This window comes from Nevskia sp. (assembly GCF_021732705.1).
Lineage (GTDB): Bacteria > Pseudomonadota > Gammaproteobacteria > Nevskiales > Nevskiaceae > Nevskia.
In genome coordinates, this window is the sequence record NZ_JAKFUM010000007.1 from 305,786 (window position 1) to 321,740 (window position 15,955).

Here is a 15,955-nt window from a genome sequence, read left to right on the forward strand (position 1 = left end):
TGAGGGGCAGACGGTCGCCCGCTGCAACTTCGGTTCCTGCCTTTCGTGGTCGAGCGGCGCCGTGGCACGCGGCTTGTAGCGAGGCTGGCGACGAGAACACCCCGCTCGTCCCGAATCGCCTGAGGCCATCCATGATCGTTCAACCTTCCCCGAATGCCCGTCTGTTCGCGGTGCTGCTGGCGCTGCTGGTCGTGCTGCCGGTGCTTGCGTTCGCCGATGCCGGTGCCGGTGCGGTCAGCCTCGAATCGGCGAATCGCATTCGCGAGACCGCGGTGAAGTTCGTGCAGACGCAGTCGCCGGCGACCGCGACGGTGGAAGCCGCCACGCTCGACAATCGGCTGCGCCTGCCCAGCTGCCCGCAGCCGCTGGAAGCCAGTGCCGCCACGCCGGCCAACCGCGGCGCGTGGAGCATCCTTGTCAACTGCCGCGATGGCAGCACGCCGCTGTGGTCGATCTTCGTGCCGGTGAAGGTGCTCGACCTGCGACCGGTCGTGGTGCTGTCGCGCCCGGTGGCACCGAACCAGCCGATTCCACTCGATGCGCTGAGCATCGAATCGCGCGATGTCGCGGCCCTGAGCCTCGGCTACGTCAGCGATCCGAAGGCCGTTGCCGGCCAGATGCTGCGGCGGCCGGTCACGCCCGGCGCACCGCTGACGCCGGACGTGCTGCTGAGCGAGAAAGTGATCAAGCGCGGTGCGCTGGTGATGCTGGTCGGCCGCAGCGGCGCGCTGGAGGTCCGCGCCCAGGGCAAGGCACTGGCCGATGGTGGCAGCGGCGAGCGGATTTCGGTCGAGAACCTGTCGTCCAGACGTGTGGTGCAGGGCGTGGTCAAGGACGGCGGCACGGTCGAGGTCGGTCTCTGAGGCGGTCGCCACCGAACGTCGTGCCGTTCGTCGGGCGCGACGCCATTCCGACACTCAAGTTTCCAGACGGAGGGCCGATACGGGTTCGACGGCGCAATCACCTGCGCCGCGGAGCCCGACATGACCACCAAGATCGATGGATTCCCCAGCAGTGGCCCGCGGCCGATCGCGTCCGGCGCGGCGGTCAAGTCCGCCTATGGCGCGACTGGCACCAGCAGCGGCACGCCGGTGGCCGGTGTCGCCGCCGATGATCGCGTGCAGTTGACCGGGGACGCCGTGAACTTGCAGCAGTACGAAAAGGCACTGGCCAGCGTGCCGGATACCAACGTCGCCAAGGTGCAGCAGTTGCGCGCCAAGGTTGCCGAAGGCAGTTACCAGCCGAACCCGGCGGCAATCGCCGCCAGGCTCGCGCGATTCGAATTCGACCTTTCGGCCGCCTGACCGCTGGCGGCCTCTGACGGAGCGCCGCCGTGAACGAATCCAGTCTCAATCTCGCCGAAGTCATCGACGCGCAGATCCGCTGCGCCGAAGACCTGATCACCATTCTCGAGCAGGAACAGGCCGCGCTGTCCGAGCGCTCGCCCGAATCGCTCGATGCCCTGGAAGCCGCCTGCAGCGCGAAATCGGCCGCCGCGCAGCAATTGCAGCGACTCGGCGATCGCCTGCAGATTCTCGCTGGCCCACGCCGCTCCGGCGCCGAATTCGAGGCCTGGCTGGCTCAGCATCACGGCGCCGAGGCGCTGATTGCCGCCTGGCGCCAGCTCACCACCCTCGCCCGCAGCCTGTCCGACGCCAATCGTCGCAACGGCGCGCTGCTCGACGTGCGCGAACAGCAGGTGCGCGGCGCGCTGATCGCGATGGCCCCGGAAGCACCGGCGACCTACGGCCGCAGCGGCCTGCGACCGAGCCTGCCGCAAGGCCGGGTGTTCAGCCGGGCCTGATCGGCCGATCCGCGCGCCACGAAAAAAGCCGTCGCGACGTTCGACGTCGCGACGGCTGATCCGACAATCCCTGCGTCAGTTGAACGCCAGCTGCGTGTCGCGGAACTCCACGTGCAGCGGAAACGCCATCGCGCAGGCCGTGTGGGCGCAGGTGGCCGGCTCGAACCGGGTGCGCTCCAGGACCTCGTTCAGTCCGGCCACCGAACCCCGGTTCGGGCTGATCTGCCAGCTGACCGCCGTGACGCGACCGCTGGCATCGACGTTGATCATCGCCTGCAGTTCGCCCGACAGGTTCTGCTTGCGCTGCAGCGCCGACAGCTCGCTGGCGAGCTGCGCCAGCCCACCGGCCGGAAACGGCGGCTCCTCGTGCGCCCGCAGGTCGTCGTACTGGCTGCGGACCAGTTCGACATCGCTGCTCGACAGGTTGGCCCAGCTGCGGTCCAGCGGCAGCGACCGGTAGCTGACCGGCGCTGCCGGGCTGCCGGTGACCGAGACCTGCTTGAGCACGCGATAAGACGATTCGTCCGCCTGCGCGGCAGCGGCCAGCCCCAGCATCGAAAGTGCCGCGACGGCGGCCTGCATCGTCTTGTTGATCATGTTCGCCACTCCATTCCGGACCATCGGGGCGACCGCTGCAGCACGCTGCTTCGCGGCCCGATGTGAAAGGTGTAGACGGCCTTCATCAATCAGTCAACAAATTGAAATATTACTGTCACATTGATGTGCTAGCGCCCGCCTGAAAGCCCCTCGATGCTGCCGGCGGGACGTGTCGCCAGCGCTTGCGGAATGGATGTCAAATCATTGAATTGGCTGATCTTTGTCAGATCGGCCACCCATGAAAAAGCCCGCTCGAACATCGAGCGGGCCTTGTTCGGACGCGACCGCGGCGTCGGGCGATTGTGACAGCCGCCGCGCAAATCAGACGCTGGCTGGACGCCCCACGCAGTCGTAGACGAAGCCTTCACCGCGCACCCACGCCGGGTCGTACATGTTGCGGCCGTCGACGATCAGCGGACGCTTCAGCAGGGCCTTGAGCTTGGCCAGATTCGGGCTCTGGAACGCGCGCCATTCGGTGCAGATGACCAGCGCATCGGCCCCTGCCACAGCCTCCAGTGCCGAGTTGACCAACTTCAGATCGGCGCGCTCGCCATAGAGCTTCGCGGTTTCATGCATCGCCACCGGATCGTGCGCCTGCACGCGACCGCCTTCGGCCCAGATCGCTTCCATCAGCACGCGGCTCGGCGCTTCGCGCATGTCGTCGGTCTTCGGCTTGAACGCCAGCCCCCAGATCGCGATGGTCTTGCCTTCGAGCGAGCCCAGATGCTTCACCAGCTTCGCATGCAGGGTCGTCTTCTGGCGGTTGTTGACCGATTCCACCGCCTTCAGGATCTCGGCGTCGAAGTGGGCGTCGGCCGCGCTCTTGACCAGCGCCTTGACGTCCTTCGGAAAGCACGAGCCGCCGTAGCCGGCGCCCGGGTAGATGAAGTGGAAGCCGATGCGCGGATCGGAGCCGATGCCGATGCGCACCTTCTCGATGTCGGCACCGAGGTTCTCGGCAAGATTCGCCAGCTCGTTCATGAAGCTGATCTTGGTCGCCAGCATCGCGTTCGCGGCGTACTTGGTCAGCTCGCTCGAGCGCACGTCCATCACCAGCACGCGGTCGTGATTGCGGTTGAACGGCGCGTACAGCGCCTGCATCGCTTTCGCGGCACGCGCAGTGTCGGCGCCGATGACGATGCGATCCGGCTTGTTGAAATCGCCGATGGCATCGCCTTCCTTCAGGAATTCCGGGTTCGACACCACATCGTGATCCAGGCTCACGCCACGCTCGGCCAGCGTCGCCTTCATCTGCGCACGGACCTTGTCGGCCGTACCGACCGGCACCGTCGACTTCGAGATCACCAGCCGGTACTCGGTCATGTGCGTGGCGATGGTCCTGGCCACCGCCAGCACGTACTTCAGATCGGCCGAGCCATCCTCGTTCGGCGGCGTGCCGACGGCGATGAACTGGTACAGCCCGTGCGCCACGCCTTCGGCGGCATCGGTGGTGAAGCGCAACCGGCCTTCGGCGGCGTTCTTCAGGATCAGCTCGGTCAGACCCGGCTCGTAGATCGGGATGATGCCGTTCTTGAGTCCTTCGATCTTCTTCTGGTCGACATCGACGCACAGCACGTCATTGCCGACATCGGCAAAGCAGGCAGCGGTGACAAGGCCGACATAGCCGGAGCCGAAGATGGTGATGTTCAAGAGTGTTGCGTCCTGTGGTGAGTGCCCGCCGCGGGCCATCCACGCCCGCGATCTCCGGCCCACGCGTGCTTGCGTCGGCCGGCGTCTGAAATTCGATCATCAAATGTTACCACCCGACCCTCTGCACTTCGGTGACGAGCACGCGGTGCGGCCGTCGCTGCGACCGTCGAGAACGGTTGTTGCAACCGCATTCATCAGCGACCATACCGGCCCTTTTCGGGCACCCTCGATCCGCCAATGAACTCCAAGATCCGCGAATGCCGCCTGGCGATGCGCCACGCCGGAAGCTATGCCAGCTGGCGGGAAGCGGCGCTGGCATTCGATGCGGCCTCGGGCCTGGAGGACTGGAAGCATCAGGACGAGTCGGATGATTACGACTGGCAGCTGATTCGAAGCCGTCTGGCTCAGATCCGCCAGTACCGGCAGACGCAGCAGATCACCAAGCTGGTCCATCACCTGCGGCAGGGGCTGCACTGGAACCTCGGCAACAGCGCCAACCCGGCGCTGTACAGCCACGCCTACTGCGGCAGCAAGCGGCTGGTCGAAACCTACCTGCACGAAGTCTGCGATGCGCTGCGCTGGATCGCCGATCACAGCTTCCCCGAGCTGCCGCTGGAGGCCAAGCGCAAGTTCTTCGGCGAGACCGCGAAGTCCTTCGGCCGCTCGGCGCTGATGCTGTCCGGTGGCGCCACGCTGGGCCTGTTCCACGTCGGCGTGGTCAAGGCGCTGGTACGCGAAGACCTGCTGCCGGACGTCATTTCCGGCTCTAGCGCCGGCTCGATCGTGGCGTCGGTGGTCGGCACGCGAGCGCCGGATGAACTGGAATCGCTGCTCGATCCGGACAACTCTTACTACCACTTCTGGAAGCCGCTGGCGCTGCGCGACATGTGGCGCCATGGCGCGCTGATGGACCAGAACCAGATCGCGCTCGGCATTGCCCGCAACACTCACGACCTGACGTTCGAGGAAAGCTTCGAGCGCTCCGGCCGCATCGTCAACATCACAGTGTCGCCGGCGGGCTTGAACCAGCCGCCGCGCCTGCTGAACTACCTGACGACGCCGTACCTGTACCTGCGCGAAGCGGTGCTCGCTTCCAGCGCCGTGCCGCTGCTGTTCCCGCCGGTGCAGCTGATGACCCGGGACGAAGACGGCAACCGCCTGCCGTACATGCCGAGCTTGCGCTGGACCGATGGCTCGCTGAAATCCGACCTGCCCGGCATCCGCTTGCGCCGCCTTCACAACGTCAATCACTTCATCGTCAGCCAGACCAATCCGCACGTGATCCCGTTCCTGCGCGGCGCGCCGGAGGAAGTGCGGCTCGGCGGCATGCTGCGCAACGTGGCGTACAGCGCGATCCGGGGTGGTGCCCGTTCGGCCATTGGCGTCGGCCGGCTGGGCCTGCCGCTCGATGGCATCCGCCGCCAGCTCGACAACGCCTCGTCGATCCTCGAGCAGGACTATCGCGGCAACATCACGATCCTGCCGAAGGTCAGCGTCTGGCGGTACGCGCATGTCACCGCAAACCCGAAGCTGGAAGCGGTGACCCGCTTCATCCTCGAAGGCGAACGGGCGACCTGGAAGCGCATCGCGATGATCCGCAACCAGTCGATGATCTCGCAGACACTGACCCGCTGCGTGAAGCAGGTGGAAAGCGAATCGCAGCGCGTGCCGCTGCGCGAGCTGAAGGCTGTGGCCACGCGCTGATCGCCGCGCGCCGCGCGATGGGCATTCGCACGAAAAAACGACGTCCGGTTTCGTACGATGGTGGCGTGCCATCCCCCCGAGCCCGCCGCAGATGCTGTCGAACCGAGTCCTGATCCGCCTTGCCCTGCCGCTGCTGACGGTGCCGCTGCTGTCGGTGCGCGCCGAAAGCCCGATCGTCCAGCAGACCGGCTGGGGCGCATGGTTCAACAACGCGGCGATCAATGAAGACATCGGGATCGTGTCCGATGTCCAGTTGCGCAGTCAGGATGAATGGGCCGGCCCGCGCACCTTGCTGATTCGACCGGGGCTGTCGTGGTACGTGCAACCCGGTCAGACGCTCAGCGCGGGCTACGCCTACATCGGCACCTTCAACCGCGACGCCGAGGATGCCGTCGAACATCGCATCTGGCAGCAGTGGGTCAGCAGCTATCGGCTCCAGCGCGTGAACGTCAGCCAGCGGCTGCGGCTGGAACAGCGCTTCATCGGTCGGCCCGGCGCGCCGGACGTCTATTCCGATCGCTTCCGCTGGTTTGCGCGCGCCCAGCTGCCGCTCAACGCCGGCACCGGTGCCTTCACGCAGGGCGCCTTCCTCGCATTCCAGAACGAAGCGATGGTCAACCTCAGCGGCCGCGATGCGCTGAACGCGCCGCTGTTCGACCAGAACCGCGCCTACGTCGCCTTCGGCTGGCGTCTGAACAGGACCGCCGATGTCGAGATCGGCTACCTGAACCAGTGGATCAACGGCAAGAACCGCGACACCGTGAACCACGTGCTGCAGGTCGCGCTGTACACGTTCTTCCGCTGAGGCCGCTGACGCCGCTCAGAGCGCGCTGATTCGCGCTTCCTGCTCGGTCAGCGTTGCCAGTTCCGCCTTCTGCTGCGCCACGCGCGCGCGCTCCTTCTCGATCACGGCGGCCGGGGCGCCGTTGACGAACTTCTCGCTCGCCAGCCGCGCCTCGTTCATCTTCAGGTCGTTCTCGAGCTTGGCCTTGAGCTTGGCCAGACGCGCCAGCTCGGCGGCCTTGTCGATCAGCCCCGCCATCGGCACGAGAATCTTCATGCTGCCGAGCAGCGCCGTGGCCGACTGCGGCGCCTCATCCGCTGCCGCCAGCACGGTGATCGACTCCAGACGCGCGAGGAAGCGCACCGCGCCATCGAAGCGCGCGATGCGCTCGGCATCCGCCACACTCGCATCGCGAATCAGGACCGGCAGCGGCTTGCCCGGCGGGATGTCCATCTCGCCGCGAATCTGGCGCACGCCGAGCATGAAGCCCTTGAGCCATTCGACGTCGGCTTCGGCCGCTTCATCGATGCGCTCCGGGTTCGCGATCGGGTACGGCTCCAGCATGATGGTCGTACCGGTCTTGCCGGCCAGTGGGGCAACCTTCTGCCAGATTTCTTCGGTGATGAACGGCATGATCGGATGCAACAGCCGCAGCCAGACTTCGAGCACGCGCACCAGCGTGCGGCGCGCACCGCGCTTGGCGAGTTCGTCGCTGCCCTGCATCACCGGCTTGGTCAGCTCCAGATACCAGTCGCAGTACTCGTTCCAGATGAACTGATACAGGCTCGCGGCGAGAAGGTCGAAGCGATACTCGGCGAAATGCTGCGCCGCCTCGGCTTCCAGACGCTGCAGCTTCGAGATGATCCAGCGATCGGCCGTCGACAGCGTGACCTCGCCATCGAGCGACATCGGCGGAGTCGCAGTACCGGTTTCCGCATCGAGCGAGCCGACGTTGATCAGCACGAAGCGCGACGCGTTCCAGATCTTGTTGCAGAAGTTGCGGTAGCCCTCGGCGCGGGCGGCGTCGAAGCGCACGTCGCGGCCGTTGGTCGCGAGTGCCGCGAAGGTGAAGCGCAGCGCGTCGACGCCGACCGGCTCGATGCCCTTCGGATAGTCCTTGCGGGTCTTGGCCTCGATCTTCGGGGCGGTGGCCGGGTTCATCAGACCGGTCGTGCGCTTGGCGACCAGCGCGTCGAGCGTGATGCCGTCGACGACGTCGAGCGGGTCGAGGACATTGCCCTTCGACTTCGACATCTTGTTGCCTTCCGGATCGCGCACCAGCCCAGTGATGAAGACGTCCTTGAACGGCACCTCGTTCATGAAGTACTGACCCATCATCACCATCCGGGCGACCCAGAAGAAGATGATGTCGAAGCCGGTGACCAGCACGCTCGACGGGTAGTACTTCTTCAAGGCGTCCGTGTTGTCGGGCCAGCCGAGCGTGGCCATCGGCCAGATGTCGGACGAGAACCAGGTGTCGAAGACGTCCTCGTCCTGCTTCAGCGACACGCCGGCACCGAGACCGTGCTTCGCCCGCACTTCGGCCTCGTCGCGGCCGACATAGACAGTGCCATCGGCGTCATACCAGGCCGGGATGCGATGACCCCACCAGAGCTGGCGGCTGATGCACCAGTCCTGAATGTTGTTCAGCCAGTGGAAATAGGTGGTTTTCCAGTTGTCCGGCACGAAACGGATGCGGCCGGATTCCACCGCATCGATCGCCGGCTTCGTGATCGCCAGCAGGCCACCGTTGCCGGGCTTGCCGTCATGGCGCGTTTCGCGGGTCAGATCGACGAACCACTGGTCGGTCAGGTACGGCTCCAGCACCGCGCCGCTGCGGTCGCCTCTGGGCACCTTCAGCTTGTGATCGACGATCTTGTCGACGAGGCCGCGCGGATAGACCGGCTTGCCTTCGTCGGTGCTGGTGATCGGTGCCGCGGCCGATGAATCGGTGATCGCTTCGAGATCGGCCACGATCTGCTTGCGGGCCACGACGCGATCGAGCCCGCGGTACTGCTCGGGAATCGAGCGCCAGTTCAGCGCGGTGGCCGCGCGCGCCGTGGCGCCGATGCCGTCCGCCGCTTCGGCGTTCTTGTCGGCCGCCAGCGTCCATTCCTCGTCGGTGACGTTGCCGATGATGTGCGCGGTGCGGGTGAAGATGTTGAAGACTTCCAGCTTGTGCCGCTGACCGAGCTGGTAGTCATTGAAGTCATGCGCCGGCGTAATCTTCACGCAGCCGGTGCCGAATTCGCGGTCGACGTAATCGTCGGCCACGATCGGAATCTGGCGATTGCACAGCGGCAGGATCACGTGCTGGCCGACCAGGTGCTGGTAGCGCTCGTCTTCCGGATGCACCGCCACGGCGGTATCGCCGAGCATGGTTTCCGGACGTGTGGTCGCGACCACGATGTAGTTCAGCGTGCGGCCTTCGGAATCGGTGTACGTCGCGCCGTTGGCCAGCGGGTAGCGGAAGTGCCAGAGCTTGCCGTTCTCCTCTTCCTGCACCACTTCCAGATCGGAGATCGCGGTCTGCAGCACCGGGTCCCAGTTGACCAGGCGCTTGCCGCGATAGATCAGGCCATCGTCGTGCAGGCGCACGAAATGCTCGATCACCGCCTTCGAGTACGACGGGTCCATCGTGAACGCTTCGCGCGACCAGTCCACCGACGAGCCCATGCGGCGGATCTGCTGGCCGATGGTGCCGGCGCTGTACTTCTTCCATTCCCAGACCTTGTCGAGGAACCGGTCGCGGCCGAGTTCGGCCCGTGACGGCTCGCCGGCCAGCTTCAGGTTGCGCTCGACCACCATCTGGGTGGCGATGCCGGCGTGATCGGTGCCGGGCTGCCACAGCGTGTCGTCGCCGAGCATGCGGTGGTAGCGCGTCAGCGCGTCCATCACCGTGTGCTGGAACGCGTGGCCCATGTGCAGGGTGCCGGTGACGTTCGGCGGCGGAATCATGATGCTGTACGGCTTGCCGGTACCGCGCGGCTGGTAGCAGCCGTCGCTTTCCCAGGTGGCGCACCACTGTGCTTCGACGCGCTTCGGGTCGAACGTCTTGTCCATGGAATCTCTGCTGTCGGAATGCGGCCACGGCACGCGGAACGCGCGCCGGATCACGGCATCCGGGTGGGGTTTGATGTTAGGGGTGACGCTGGTTTGGGGGCCGCCATTGTAGTGCGACGCCGTATGCGGGAACGCACCCGCAGGCACTACTCGTAACGCGCGCGGTACGGCGCGCTGCGGTTCGGCGCATCCGGCTGCGTGCAGCTCGGCCCGCGGGTGACCTCGATGCCGCTGACCACGCCTTCACGCTCGACCACCGTCACCTGATCGCGGTTCAGGCAGGCGAAGCTGACAACCCCCGGACGCTCTTCGCAGGCGAGAAAGTGCTCGGCGCTGCGGGTGGTGCCGGATTCGTCGAGATAATTGCCGCCGCGGCGGGTGCAGGCAAAGCCGAGGCCGGACAGCTTCGATTCCGCCGTCACGATCGCCATGCCGTACGGCACGGTGCTGCGAATCTCGTCGCGACGGCCGGCATCCGGGGTCTGACTGAACAGGCTGCAGCCGGCCAACGCGCTGGCAGCGACGGTCAGAACGGCGATGCGGACGATGGAAGTCATTGGATTCGCTCGGAAAGTCGTGACGGGCCGATTCACAGATCATGCTTCGCGAGCTCGTAGCCGCGATCGCGATAGAACTTGTAGCGGGTGCGCGATTCGGCGCGCGCGGCCGGATCGGCATCGACGATTTCGAGCACGCGTTCGAAGCGGCTGAAGAATTCCGGGATGTCGAGGCCCAGGTTGATCATCACGCCGTCGTAGCTTGGCGGCGGCTCGCTGTGGCCGATCAGCACGGCCGGCAGCGGTTCTTCAAGCGGCTCGCCCTGCTTTTCGTGGGCGATGAACGCACCCTGGCGAAAGGTCCACAGCGCGGCGTCGAGGGCATCGGCAGTGGCGGCGTCCGGCACGTAGGCGAACACGCGCTTGCCGCTGGCGGTGGCCTTGTCGCACAGCTTGCAGGCGGTCAGCACGTGGTTGGTGCTGGCGGCGAACTGATCGGACAAAACGTAGAAGTCGATGCGGGTCACGGCGGGCGGCGGTGCGTGCAGGCGCCAAGGATACTGCCCGCCCAAAAAAAAGAGCGATCCAGACCTCGGATCGCCCAATTGCTGCCTGCCTCTGGTCGCGACGCGGCGCTCAGGTACCGCGCCGCGTCACGAGGTTCTGTTGCTTACTGGATGATCTTCATCTCGACGCGACGGTTGTCGGCGCGGCCGGTGTCGTCATCGTTGCTGGCGACCGGATTCGCTTCGCCGTAGCCCTTCGCGGTCAGCACGTTGGCGGCAACGCCGCGGCTGATCAGGTAGGTGCGAACCGAGTTGGCGCGCGCCTCCGACAGCTTCTGGTTGGCCGCGTCCGAGCCGACGCTGTCGGTGTAGCCCGCGATCTCGATCTGGAATCCCGGCGAATCGATGATCGTCTTCGCCGTGGTGTCGAGGACAGTCTTCGAGTCGTTGGTCAGCAGCGCCTTGTTGAACGCGAAATGCACGTTCTTCAGGATCAGCGACTGGTTCACGGCGCAGCCGTTCGCGGTGACCTTCTTGCCAGCCGGGGTGTTCGGGCACTGGTCGATGCCATCGGCCACGCCGTCACCATCGGTGTCGGCAATCGCTGGCGCCGGCGGCACGATCGAGCAGCCCTTGGCGTCGACATTGGTGCCCGGCGGCGTGTTCGGGCACTGGTCGGCGTAATCCGGAACCTTGTCGCCGTCGCTGTCGATCGGGCAGCCCTTCGCGTCCACCGTGGCGCCGGCTGGCGTGTTCGGGCAGAAGTCGAGCTTGTCGTTGACGCCGTCCTTGTCGGTGTCGATCGGGCAGCCCTTCGCGTCCACCGGGGTACCGGCCGGGGTGTTCGGGCACTGGTCACGCTTGTCCGGCACGCCGTCGCCGTCGAGATCGGACGGCTTGGCTTCGGCGATCGTGTAGCGCACCGACAGCAGGGCCGACTGGCCGTTGTAGCCGGAATCAACTCGGCCGCCGACGGCCGGGCTAGCGTCGAAGTGGCCCTTCTCGGTGCCGACGTAGCGGTAGTCGACCGACGCGGTCAGGCGGCGGGTCAGATCGAAGCCGATGCCGGCACCGGCCTGGTAGGCGAAGACGGTGTCGTGGTCATTGACCAGCTCGGTGCCGCCGGCACCGAAGTTTTCCTGCCACAGCGAGGTGACACCGCCACCGATGCCGATGTACGGATGCACGGTCTTGAACAGGCCGCTCTCGCTCTTCAGGTCATACCAGAGGTTGGCGAAGGCGCTGCGGGCGTCCTTGCGGCCATCGGCGTCGGCGGAGCCGAGGCTGCCGAAGATGTTCTTGTAGCGGCTCTGGCGATAGGCCAGTTCCAGTTCCGGGCGCAAGCCGTTGGCAAAACCATAGCCGGTGGTGACGCCGCCGACCCAGCCGAGCTTGTACTTCTCCGAGAATTCGGCCGTCGGACCGCCGAAGCCGCCGAGGGTCAGGGTGTCGTTCGACTGGCGCTGCCAGTCGGCACCGCCTTCGAGGCCGAGATACCAGCCGTCGCCGGCGGCGGCATTGCCGCAGAAGGTGGCGAGAATCGCGGCCGCGAACGGGGCGCGCAGGGAACGAGTGTTGATGTGCATGACAGCTCCTTGCCTTGTTTCAGGCGATGGGTCTTTTGGTGGATGACGGGTGCCGTTGCCCGGAAATCGGTTGGCGGCGAGCCGCGCAGCGCGTCGGGGGAATGCGCTGCGCGGCCGTTACGACGGCTGTCGGATAATCCGGATCAGCCTTGCAGCGGCTTCAATTCAGCGCGGGGATGCGCCGGAACGGGTCGGGTCTCAGAGCGAATCCTCGAGTTCCTTGATCTGCGCCTCGGCCTTGTCCTTGGTCAGGCCGTACTTCTCCTGCAGCTTGCCGATCAGCACGTCGCGCTTGCCTTCGGCGGCGACGAGATCGTCGTCGGTGAGTTCGCCCCACTTCGCCTTGACCTTGCCGGTGAGCTGCTTGAGCTTGCCCTTGATGATGTCTTCGTTCATGTCCAACTCCTTGTGTGAGAAACAATTTCCTGCATTCGCCGGGGACGGTTTCCCCGGTTTGCCACTATCTCGACGACGATGGATTCGGCGTCGTCGATCCGGACCCCACCCGCCACGCCGGCGGCGCGGTCATGCGCGCGGTCGGGCGGGATCCGGCCTTCTGGCGAGGGTTGGCACCCTCGCCGCACAGCCGCCGCAGGTCGGCATGACAGGCCGAGACCTGCGGCAGATACCGTTTCAGCGCCAGGCGCAGGGCCGGTGCCGGCTTGCCGGCCAGCCACTGCTCGCAGCGATGCAGCAGGCGGTCTTCGGCCGCGACCAGCGCCGCGACATCGCCGCCCGTGACCAGCGCCCGACCGGCGGCTGGCCACCAGCGCCGGTACAGCCGATCGCTGCGCCGGCAGCGGCTCGCCGTCGGCACCGTCGGGTCGATGACGACCCCGAGCTGCGCCGCGATCTGCTGCACGAGTTCCGCCTTGGCCGTCGCCAGCCTGGCGAAGACCTGGCCGGTGGCCGGATCGGCGCTGATGCAAGCCAACACTTCGCAGTGCCGGCGCGCATCACCGAGCTGGTCCAGCACCACGGCCAGTCCTTCCGGTCGGCGCTTCATGACGGGGATCGGCGTTCGCTGCGTTCAGGCTGCGGCCGCCGCGATCAGCGGCTGGCGACCTTCAGAGCGCCGGCGTCGACCTTGCGGACACCGCTGGTGCGGGTGGCGATCGAGATCGCCTTCTCGCGCTCCGCGCCGCTGCTGACATCGCCGCTCAGGGTCACGGCGCCATCGCGGGTGGTGACGTTGATCGCCGTGCCCTTGGTCGTTTCATCGGCGATCAGCGCCGCCTTCAGCTTGGTCGTGATCACCGTGTCGGCAATCGCGTCACCGGTGTTCTCGGCCACCTTGTCGGCTTCCTTGGCGAAGGTATCGAGTGCGGTCGGCGCCGAGATGCGGTTGTCGACACCCTTCACGTCGCTGGCGGAACGGGCCAGTTCCTCGGCCGCTTCCTTCGCCGCGCTCTTGGTCGCGGTGCCGCTCAGGGTGACGACGCCGTTGTTGGTCTCGACCGAGATGTCCGAGCCTTCGGTGCGCGAATCGCTGGCGATGCGGCCCTTGATCTGCGCGGTGATCGCGGTGTCGTCGATGGCCTTGCCGATCGAGCTGCTTTCCTTCGGTGCGGCGGCGGCAGCGCTGTCGGACAGCTGGCCGTCCGTCTTCTTGCAGGCGGCGACGCCGAAGGCCGTGACGAGCGCGGCGGCGATCAGCAGGTTGCGCGGGGTGTTCGGTGTCTTGTTGCGATTGTTCATGGGGTTACCTCTGATTTTCTGGGCAGGTTTTCGGGCGGGTTTCAGCGTGTTTTCAAGCGAAGCGGCAGCAGCGCGGCGGGGGACGCCTGCTGCCGCGGGTCGTCAGGCCTTGACCCGGCGGCCGAACAGCAGCGACACGACCGCGAGCACGAGGAAGACGAGAAACAGCAACTTGGCGATGCCGACCGCGCTGCCGGCGATGCCGGTAAAGCCGAGGGCGGCCGCGATCAGGGCGATGACGAAAAAGACGACGGCGTAATGGAGCATCCGGTTTCTCCTGGTGTGGCCGGAGCCGATGACGACGTTCCCGGCAGTTCGCTGCGGGGTCGGCCGTCACGACCTTCGGCTTCAAGCGGTGGCGCCGCGAATCGGCTGCCTGTGCCCTTTACATCTCACAAGCCGTGCCAACTATTTTTCCTATATTTTTCAATAGTTTGTAAGATCGAAAGGAAGCCGCGATCCGGCATCTTGCAAGATGCCGGCATGCAGGTCTTGCAAAATGCAATGCTGACCGACCAAAAACGCGAACGGTCCGGCCTGATTCGGCACGATTCGGCGGGATCGACGAACATGCAGGCTGATCACGGTGGTTTCGGCACAGGATCACGACCGTTGCGGCCGAACCGCAGCCCGCGCCATCACGGAGGACCCAGACTTGGCTGACAAGAGCGGAGGCCGCGTGCTCGTCGTCGATGACGAAGCCGCGCTGCTGAAGACGTTTCGCTACTGCCTCGAGGACGACGGCCACACCGTGGCCACGGCCGCGAGCGGCGAACAGGCGATGGCGCTGATCCACAGTCGCGTGTTCGATGTCTGCTTTCTCGACCTGAGCCTTGGCGACACCAATGCGCTGGCGCTGCTGCCGGCGATCAAGACCGCGGCACCGTGGCTGCGCGTGGTCATCGTCACCGCGCATTCGTCGGTCGATACCGCGGTGCAGGCGATGCGGCTGGGTGCGATGGATTACCTCGTGAAGCCGTGCTCGCCGGAGCAGCTGCGCATTGCCGCCGCCACCCATCTGCACGCGCGCCGGCTGGACCTGCGGCTGGAAGAACTGGAGCGCGAGCAGGGCCGGCCCGCCGGCGATGCCCAGCTGGTGAGCCTGGCGCCGGCGATGGCCGCCTTGCTCGATACTGCGAAGCAAGTCGCTGAAAGCGAAGCGAATATTCTGGTGTTGGGCGAAAGCGGTACCGGCAAGGGCGTGATCGCCAAGGCCATCCACCGCTGGAGTGCGCGACACGCCGCGCCGTTCGTGACCATCAACAGCCCGGGCCTGTCGGGGGAGCTGTTCGAAAGCGAGCTGTTCGGCCACCGCAAAGGCGCGTTCACCGGTGCCGTGGCCAACTCGCCGGGCCGGGTGTCGCAGGCCGATGGCGGCACGCTGTTTCTCGACGAAATCGGCGAAGTGCCGATCGGCCTGCAGGCGAAGCTGCTGCGCTTCCTGCAGGACAAGGCCTACGAAAGCGTCGGCGATCCGGTCACCCGTCAGGCCGATGTGCGGCTGGTGGCCGCGACCAACCGCGACCTGAACGCGATGGTCCGCGCCGGCACGTTCCGCGAAGACCTGCTGTACCGGCTCGATGTCATCCGCATCCACCTGCCGCCGCTGCGCGAGCGGATCGAGGATCTGCCGCAGCTGGCCGCCGGCTTCCTCGACGAATTCATCCGCATCCACCGCGGCCGCGCGCGCGGCTTCAGCGACGACGCCCTCGCGGCACTGGGCCGCCACCGCTGGCCGGGGAACATTCGCGAGCTGCGCAATGTCATTGAGCGCGCGAGCATTTTGTGTCGCGGCGAGCTGATCGAACCGCGCGATCTCGCGCTGGGTGAAGCGGGTGCCGGACCTGCCGGCACTGCGTCACGGCAGACCGGCAGCGGCCTGAGCCTGCAGGCACTGGAACGCGAACATATCCTGACCGTGCTCGGCGAAGCCGAAACGCTGGAAGCGGCGGCCAAGCAGCTCGGCATCGACGCCTCGACGCTTTATCGCAAGCGCAAGCAGTACGGCATCTGAAGGTCACGCCCGGCGCCGCTTCGTGGGTCCGGATCGCTCCGGCCCCTTTTTT

18 protein-coding genes are annotated in these 15,955 nt (G+C 66.2%); 6 read left to right on the forward strand and 12 right to left on the reverse strand.

The window, feature by feature from the left end; translation table 11 throughout:
* Positions 1-131: 131 nt before the first annotated feature.
* The 3 genes from flgA (at position 132) to QZ951_RS08625 (ending at position 1,804) form a co-directional block, all read left to right on the forward strand.
* Positions 132-863 (forward strand): flagellar basal body P-ring formation chaperone FlgA, encoded by a 732-nt coding sequence (gene flgA / locus QZ951_RS08615; protein ID WP_293000134.1) that lies wholly within the window; start codon positions 132-134, stop codon positions 861-863.
* A 120-nt stretch (positions 864-983) separates the two neighbouring features.
* Entirely contained in the window at positions 984-1,304 is a 321-nt protein-coding gene (flgM, locus tag QZ951_RS08620; protein ID WP_293000135.1) for a flagellar biosynthesis anti-sigma factor FlgM, read from the forward strand.
* Positions 1,305-1,333: 29 nt separating this feature from the next.
* Entirely contained in the window at positions 1,334-1,804 is a 471-nt protein-coding gene (locus tag QZ951_RS08625) for a flagellar protein FlgN (protein ID WP_293000136.1), read from the forward strand.
* 75 nt (positions 1,805-1,879) lie between these two features.
* Here QZ951_RS08625 and QZ951_RS08630 read toward each other — a convergent pair whose 3' ends face one another.
* The 3 genes from QZ951_RS08630 to QZ951_RS08640 all read right to left on the reverse strand — a co-directional run bounded on the left by QZ951_RS08630 (position 1,880) and on the right by QZ951_RS08640 (position 4,051).
* The gene (locus tag QZ951_RS08630) at positions 1,880-2,401 is read right to left on the reverse strand and encodes a hypothetical protein (RefSeq protein ID WP_293000137.1); all 522 of its coding nucleotides are present in this window, start codon (positions 2,399-2,401) and stop codon (positions 1,880-1,882) included.
* 128 nt (positions 2,402-2,529) lie between these two features.
* Positions 2,530-2,661 (reverse strand): hypothetical protein, encoded by a 132-nt coding sequence (locus QZ951_RS08635; protein WP_293000138.1) that lies wholly within the window; start codon positions 2,659-2,661, stop codon positions 2,530-2,532.
* Between the two features lie 61 nt (positions 2,662-2,722).
* Entirely contained in the window at positions 2,723-4,051 is a 1,329-nt protein-coding gene (locus tag QZ951_RS08640) for a UDP-glucose/GDP-mannose dehydrogenase family protein (protein WP_293000139.1), read from the reverse strand.
* A gap of 237 nt (positions 4,052-4,288) precedes the next feature.
* Here QZ951_RS08640 and QZ951_RS08645 point away from each other — a divergent pair, with 237 nt between their 5' ends.
* Together QZ951_RS08645 and QZ951_RS08650 are read left to right on the forward strand one after the other, a co-directional pair.
* Positions 4,289-5,755: a DUF3336 domain-containing protein gene (locus QZ951_RS08645; RefSeq protein WP_293000140.1), complete on the forward strand. Its 1,467-nt coding sequence runs from the start codon at positions 4,289-4,291 to the stop codon at positions 5,753-5,755.
* Positions 5,756-5,846: 91 nt separating this feature from the next.
* Positions 5,847-6,560 carry a DUF2490 domain-containing protein gene (locus tag QZ951_RS08650; protein WP_293000141.1) on the forward strand — a complete coding sequence of 238 codons (714 nt, stop codon included), beginning with the start codon at positions 5,847-5,849 and terminating at the stop codon, positions 6,558-6,560.
* Between the two features lie 15 nt (positions 6,561-6,575).
* Here QZ951_RS08650 and QZ951_RS08655 read toward each other — a convergent pair whose 3' ends face one another.
* From QZ951_RS08655 to QZ951_RS08695, 9 genes are all read right to left on the reverse strand, one after another.
* Positions 6,576-9,602 carry a valine--tRNA ligase gene (locus tag QZ951_RS08655; protein WP_293000142.1) on the reverse strand — a complete coding sequence of 1,009 codons (3,027 nt, stop codon included), beginning with the start codon at positions 9,600-9,602 and terminating at the stop codon, positions 6,576-6,578.
* A gap of 146 nt (positions 9,603-9,748) precedes the next feature.
* Positions 9,749-10,159 (reverse strand): hypothetical protein, encoded by a 411-nt coding sequence (locus QZ951_RS08660; protein WP_293000143.1) that lies wholly within the window; start codon positions 10,157-10,159, stop codon positions 9,749-9,751.
* A gap of 32 nt (positions 10,160-10,191) precedes the next feature.
* Positions 10,192-10,626: a DNA polymerase III subunit chi gene (locus tag QZ951_RS08665; protein WP_293000144.1), complete on the reverse strand. Its 435-nt coding sequence runs from the start codon at positions 10,624-10,626 to the stop codon at positions 10,192-10,194.
* A 143-nt stretch (positions 10,627-10,769) separates the two neighbouring features.
* Positions 10,770-12,191 carry an OmpA family protein gene (locus QZ951_RS08670; RefSeq protein ID WP_293000145.1) on the reverse strand — a complete coding sequence of 474 codons (1,422 nt, stop codon included), beginning with the start codon at positions 12,189-12,191 and terminating at the stop codon, positions 10,770-10,772.
* 198 nt (positions 12,192-12,389) lie between these two features.
* Entirely contained in the window at positions 12,390-12,587 is a 198-nt protein-coding gene (locus QZ951_RS08675) for a CsbD family protein (protein WP_293000146.1), read from the reverse strand.
* 64 nt (positions 12,588-12,651) lie between these two features.
* Positions 12,652-13,197, reverse strand: a complete 546-nt coding sequence (locus QZ951_RS08680) for a hypothetical protein (RefSeq protein ID WP_293000147.1) — start codon at positions 13,195-13,197, stop codon at positions 12,652-12,654.
* Between the two features lie 44 nt (positions 13,198-13,241).
* On the reverse strand, positions 13,242-13,889 hold the full coding sequence (locus tag QZ951_RS08685) for a BON domain-containing protein (RefSeq protein WP_293000148.1): 648 nt from the start codon (positions 13,887-13,889) through the stop codon (positions 13,242-13,244).
* 102 nt (positions 13,890-13,991) lie between these two features.
* Positions 13,992-14,156, reverse strand: a complete 165-nt coding sequence (locus tag QZ951_RS08690; RefSeq protein ID WP_293000150.1) for a DUF1328 domain-containing protein — start codon at positions 14,154-14,156, stop codon at positions 13,992-13,994.
* Between the two features lie 159 nt (positions 14,157-14,315).
* The gene (locus tag QZ951_RS08695; RefSeq protein ID WP_293000151.1) at positions 14,316-14,474 is read right to left on the reverse strand and encodes a hypothetical protein; all 159 of its coding nucleotides are present in this window, start codon (positions 14,472-14,474) and stop codon (positions 14,316-14,318) included.
* Positions 14,475-14,544: 70 nt separating this feature from the next.
* Between QZ951_RS08695 and QZ951_RS08700 the strand changes: the two genes are divergently transcribed.
* A complete protein-coding gene (locus QZ951_RS08700; RefSeq protein WP_293000152.1) occupies positions 14,545-15,903 on the forward strand; it encodes a sigma-54 dependent transcriptional regulator in 1,359 nt (452 codons plus the stop codon).
* Positions 15,904-15,955 lie beyond the last annotated feature (52 nt).

What these genes read in the sequence shown, in the direction of transcription:
- QZ951_RS08670 (WP_293000145.1), bottom strand. Translation starts at nt 12,191, where the DNA reads ATGCACATCAACACTCGTTCCCTGCGCGCCCCGTTCGCGGCCGCGATT.
- QZ951_RS08655 (WP_293000142.1), bottom strand. Translation starts at nt 9,602, where the DNA reads ATGGACAAGACGTTCGACCCGAAGCGCGTCGAAGCACAGTGGTGCGCC.
- QZ951_RS08680 (WP_293000147.1), bottom strand. Translation starts at nt 13,197, where the DNA reads ATGAAGCGCCGACCGGAAGGACTGGCCGTGGTGCTGGACCAGCTCGGT.
- QZ951_RS08660 (WP_293000143.1), bottom strand. Translation starts at nt 10,159, where the DNA reads ATGACTTCCATCGTCCGCATCGCCGTTCTGACCGTCGCTGCCAGCGCG.
- QZ951_RS08675 (WP_293000146.1), bottom strand. Translation starts at nt 12,587, where the DNA reads ATGAACGAAGACATCATCAAGGGCAAGCTCAAGCAGCTCACCGGCAAG.
- QZ951_RS08635 (WP_293000138.1), bottom strand. Translation starts at nt 2,661, where the DNA reads ATGTTCGAGCGGGCTTTTTCATGGGTGGCCGATCTGACAAAGATCAGC.
- flgM (WP_293000135.1), top strand. Translation starts at nt 984, where the DNA reads ATGACCACCAAGATCGATGGATTCCCCAGCAGTGGCCCGCGGCCGATC.
- QZ951_RS08685 (WP_293000148.1), bottom strand. Translation starts at nt 13,889, where the DNA reads ATGAACAATCGCAACAAGACACCGAACACCCCGCGCAACCTGCTGATC.
- QZ951_RS08650 (WP_293000141.1), top strand. Translation starts at nt 5,847, where the DNA reads ATGCTGTCGAACCGAGTCCTGATCCGCCTTGCCCTGCCGCTGCTGACG.
- flgA (WP_293000134.1), top strand. Translation starts at nt 132, where the DNA reads ATGATCGTTCAACCTTCCCCGAATGCCCGTCTGTTCGCGGTGCTGCTG.
- QZ951_RS08690 (WP_293000150.1), bottom strand. Translation starts at nt 14,156, where the DNA reads ATGCTCCATTACGCCGTCGTCTTTTTCGTCATCGCCCTGATCGCGGCC.
- QZ951_RS08630 (WP_293000137.1), bottom strand. Translation starts at nt 2,401, where the DNA reads ATGATCAACAAGACGATGCAGGCCGCCGTCGCGGCACTTTCGATGCTG.
- QZ951_RS08645 (WP_293000140.1), top strand. Translation starts at nt 4,289, where the DNA reads ATGAACTCCAAGATCCGCGAATGCCGCCTGGCGATGCGCCACGCCGGA.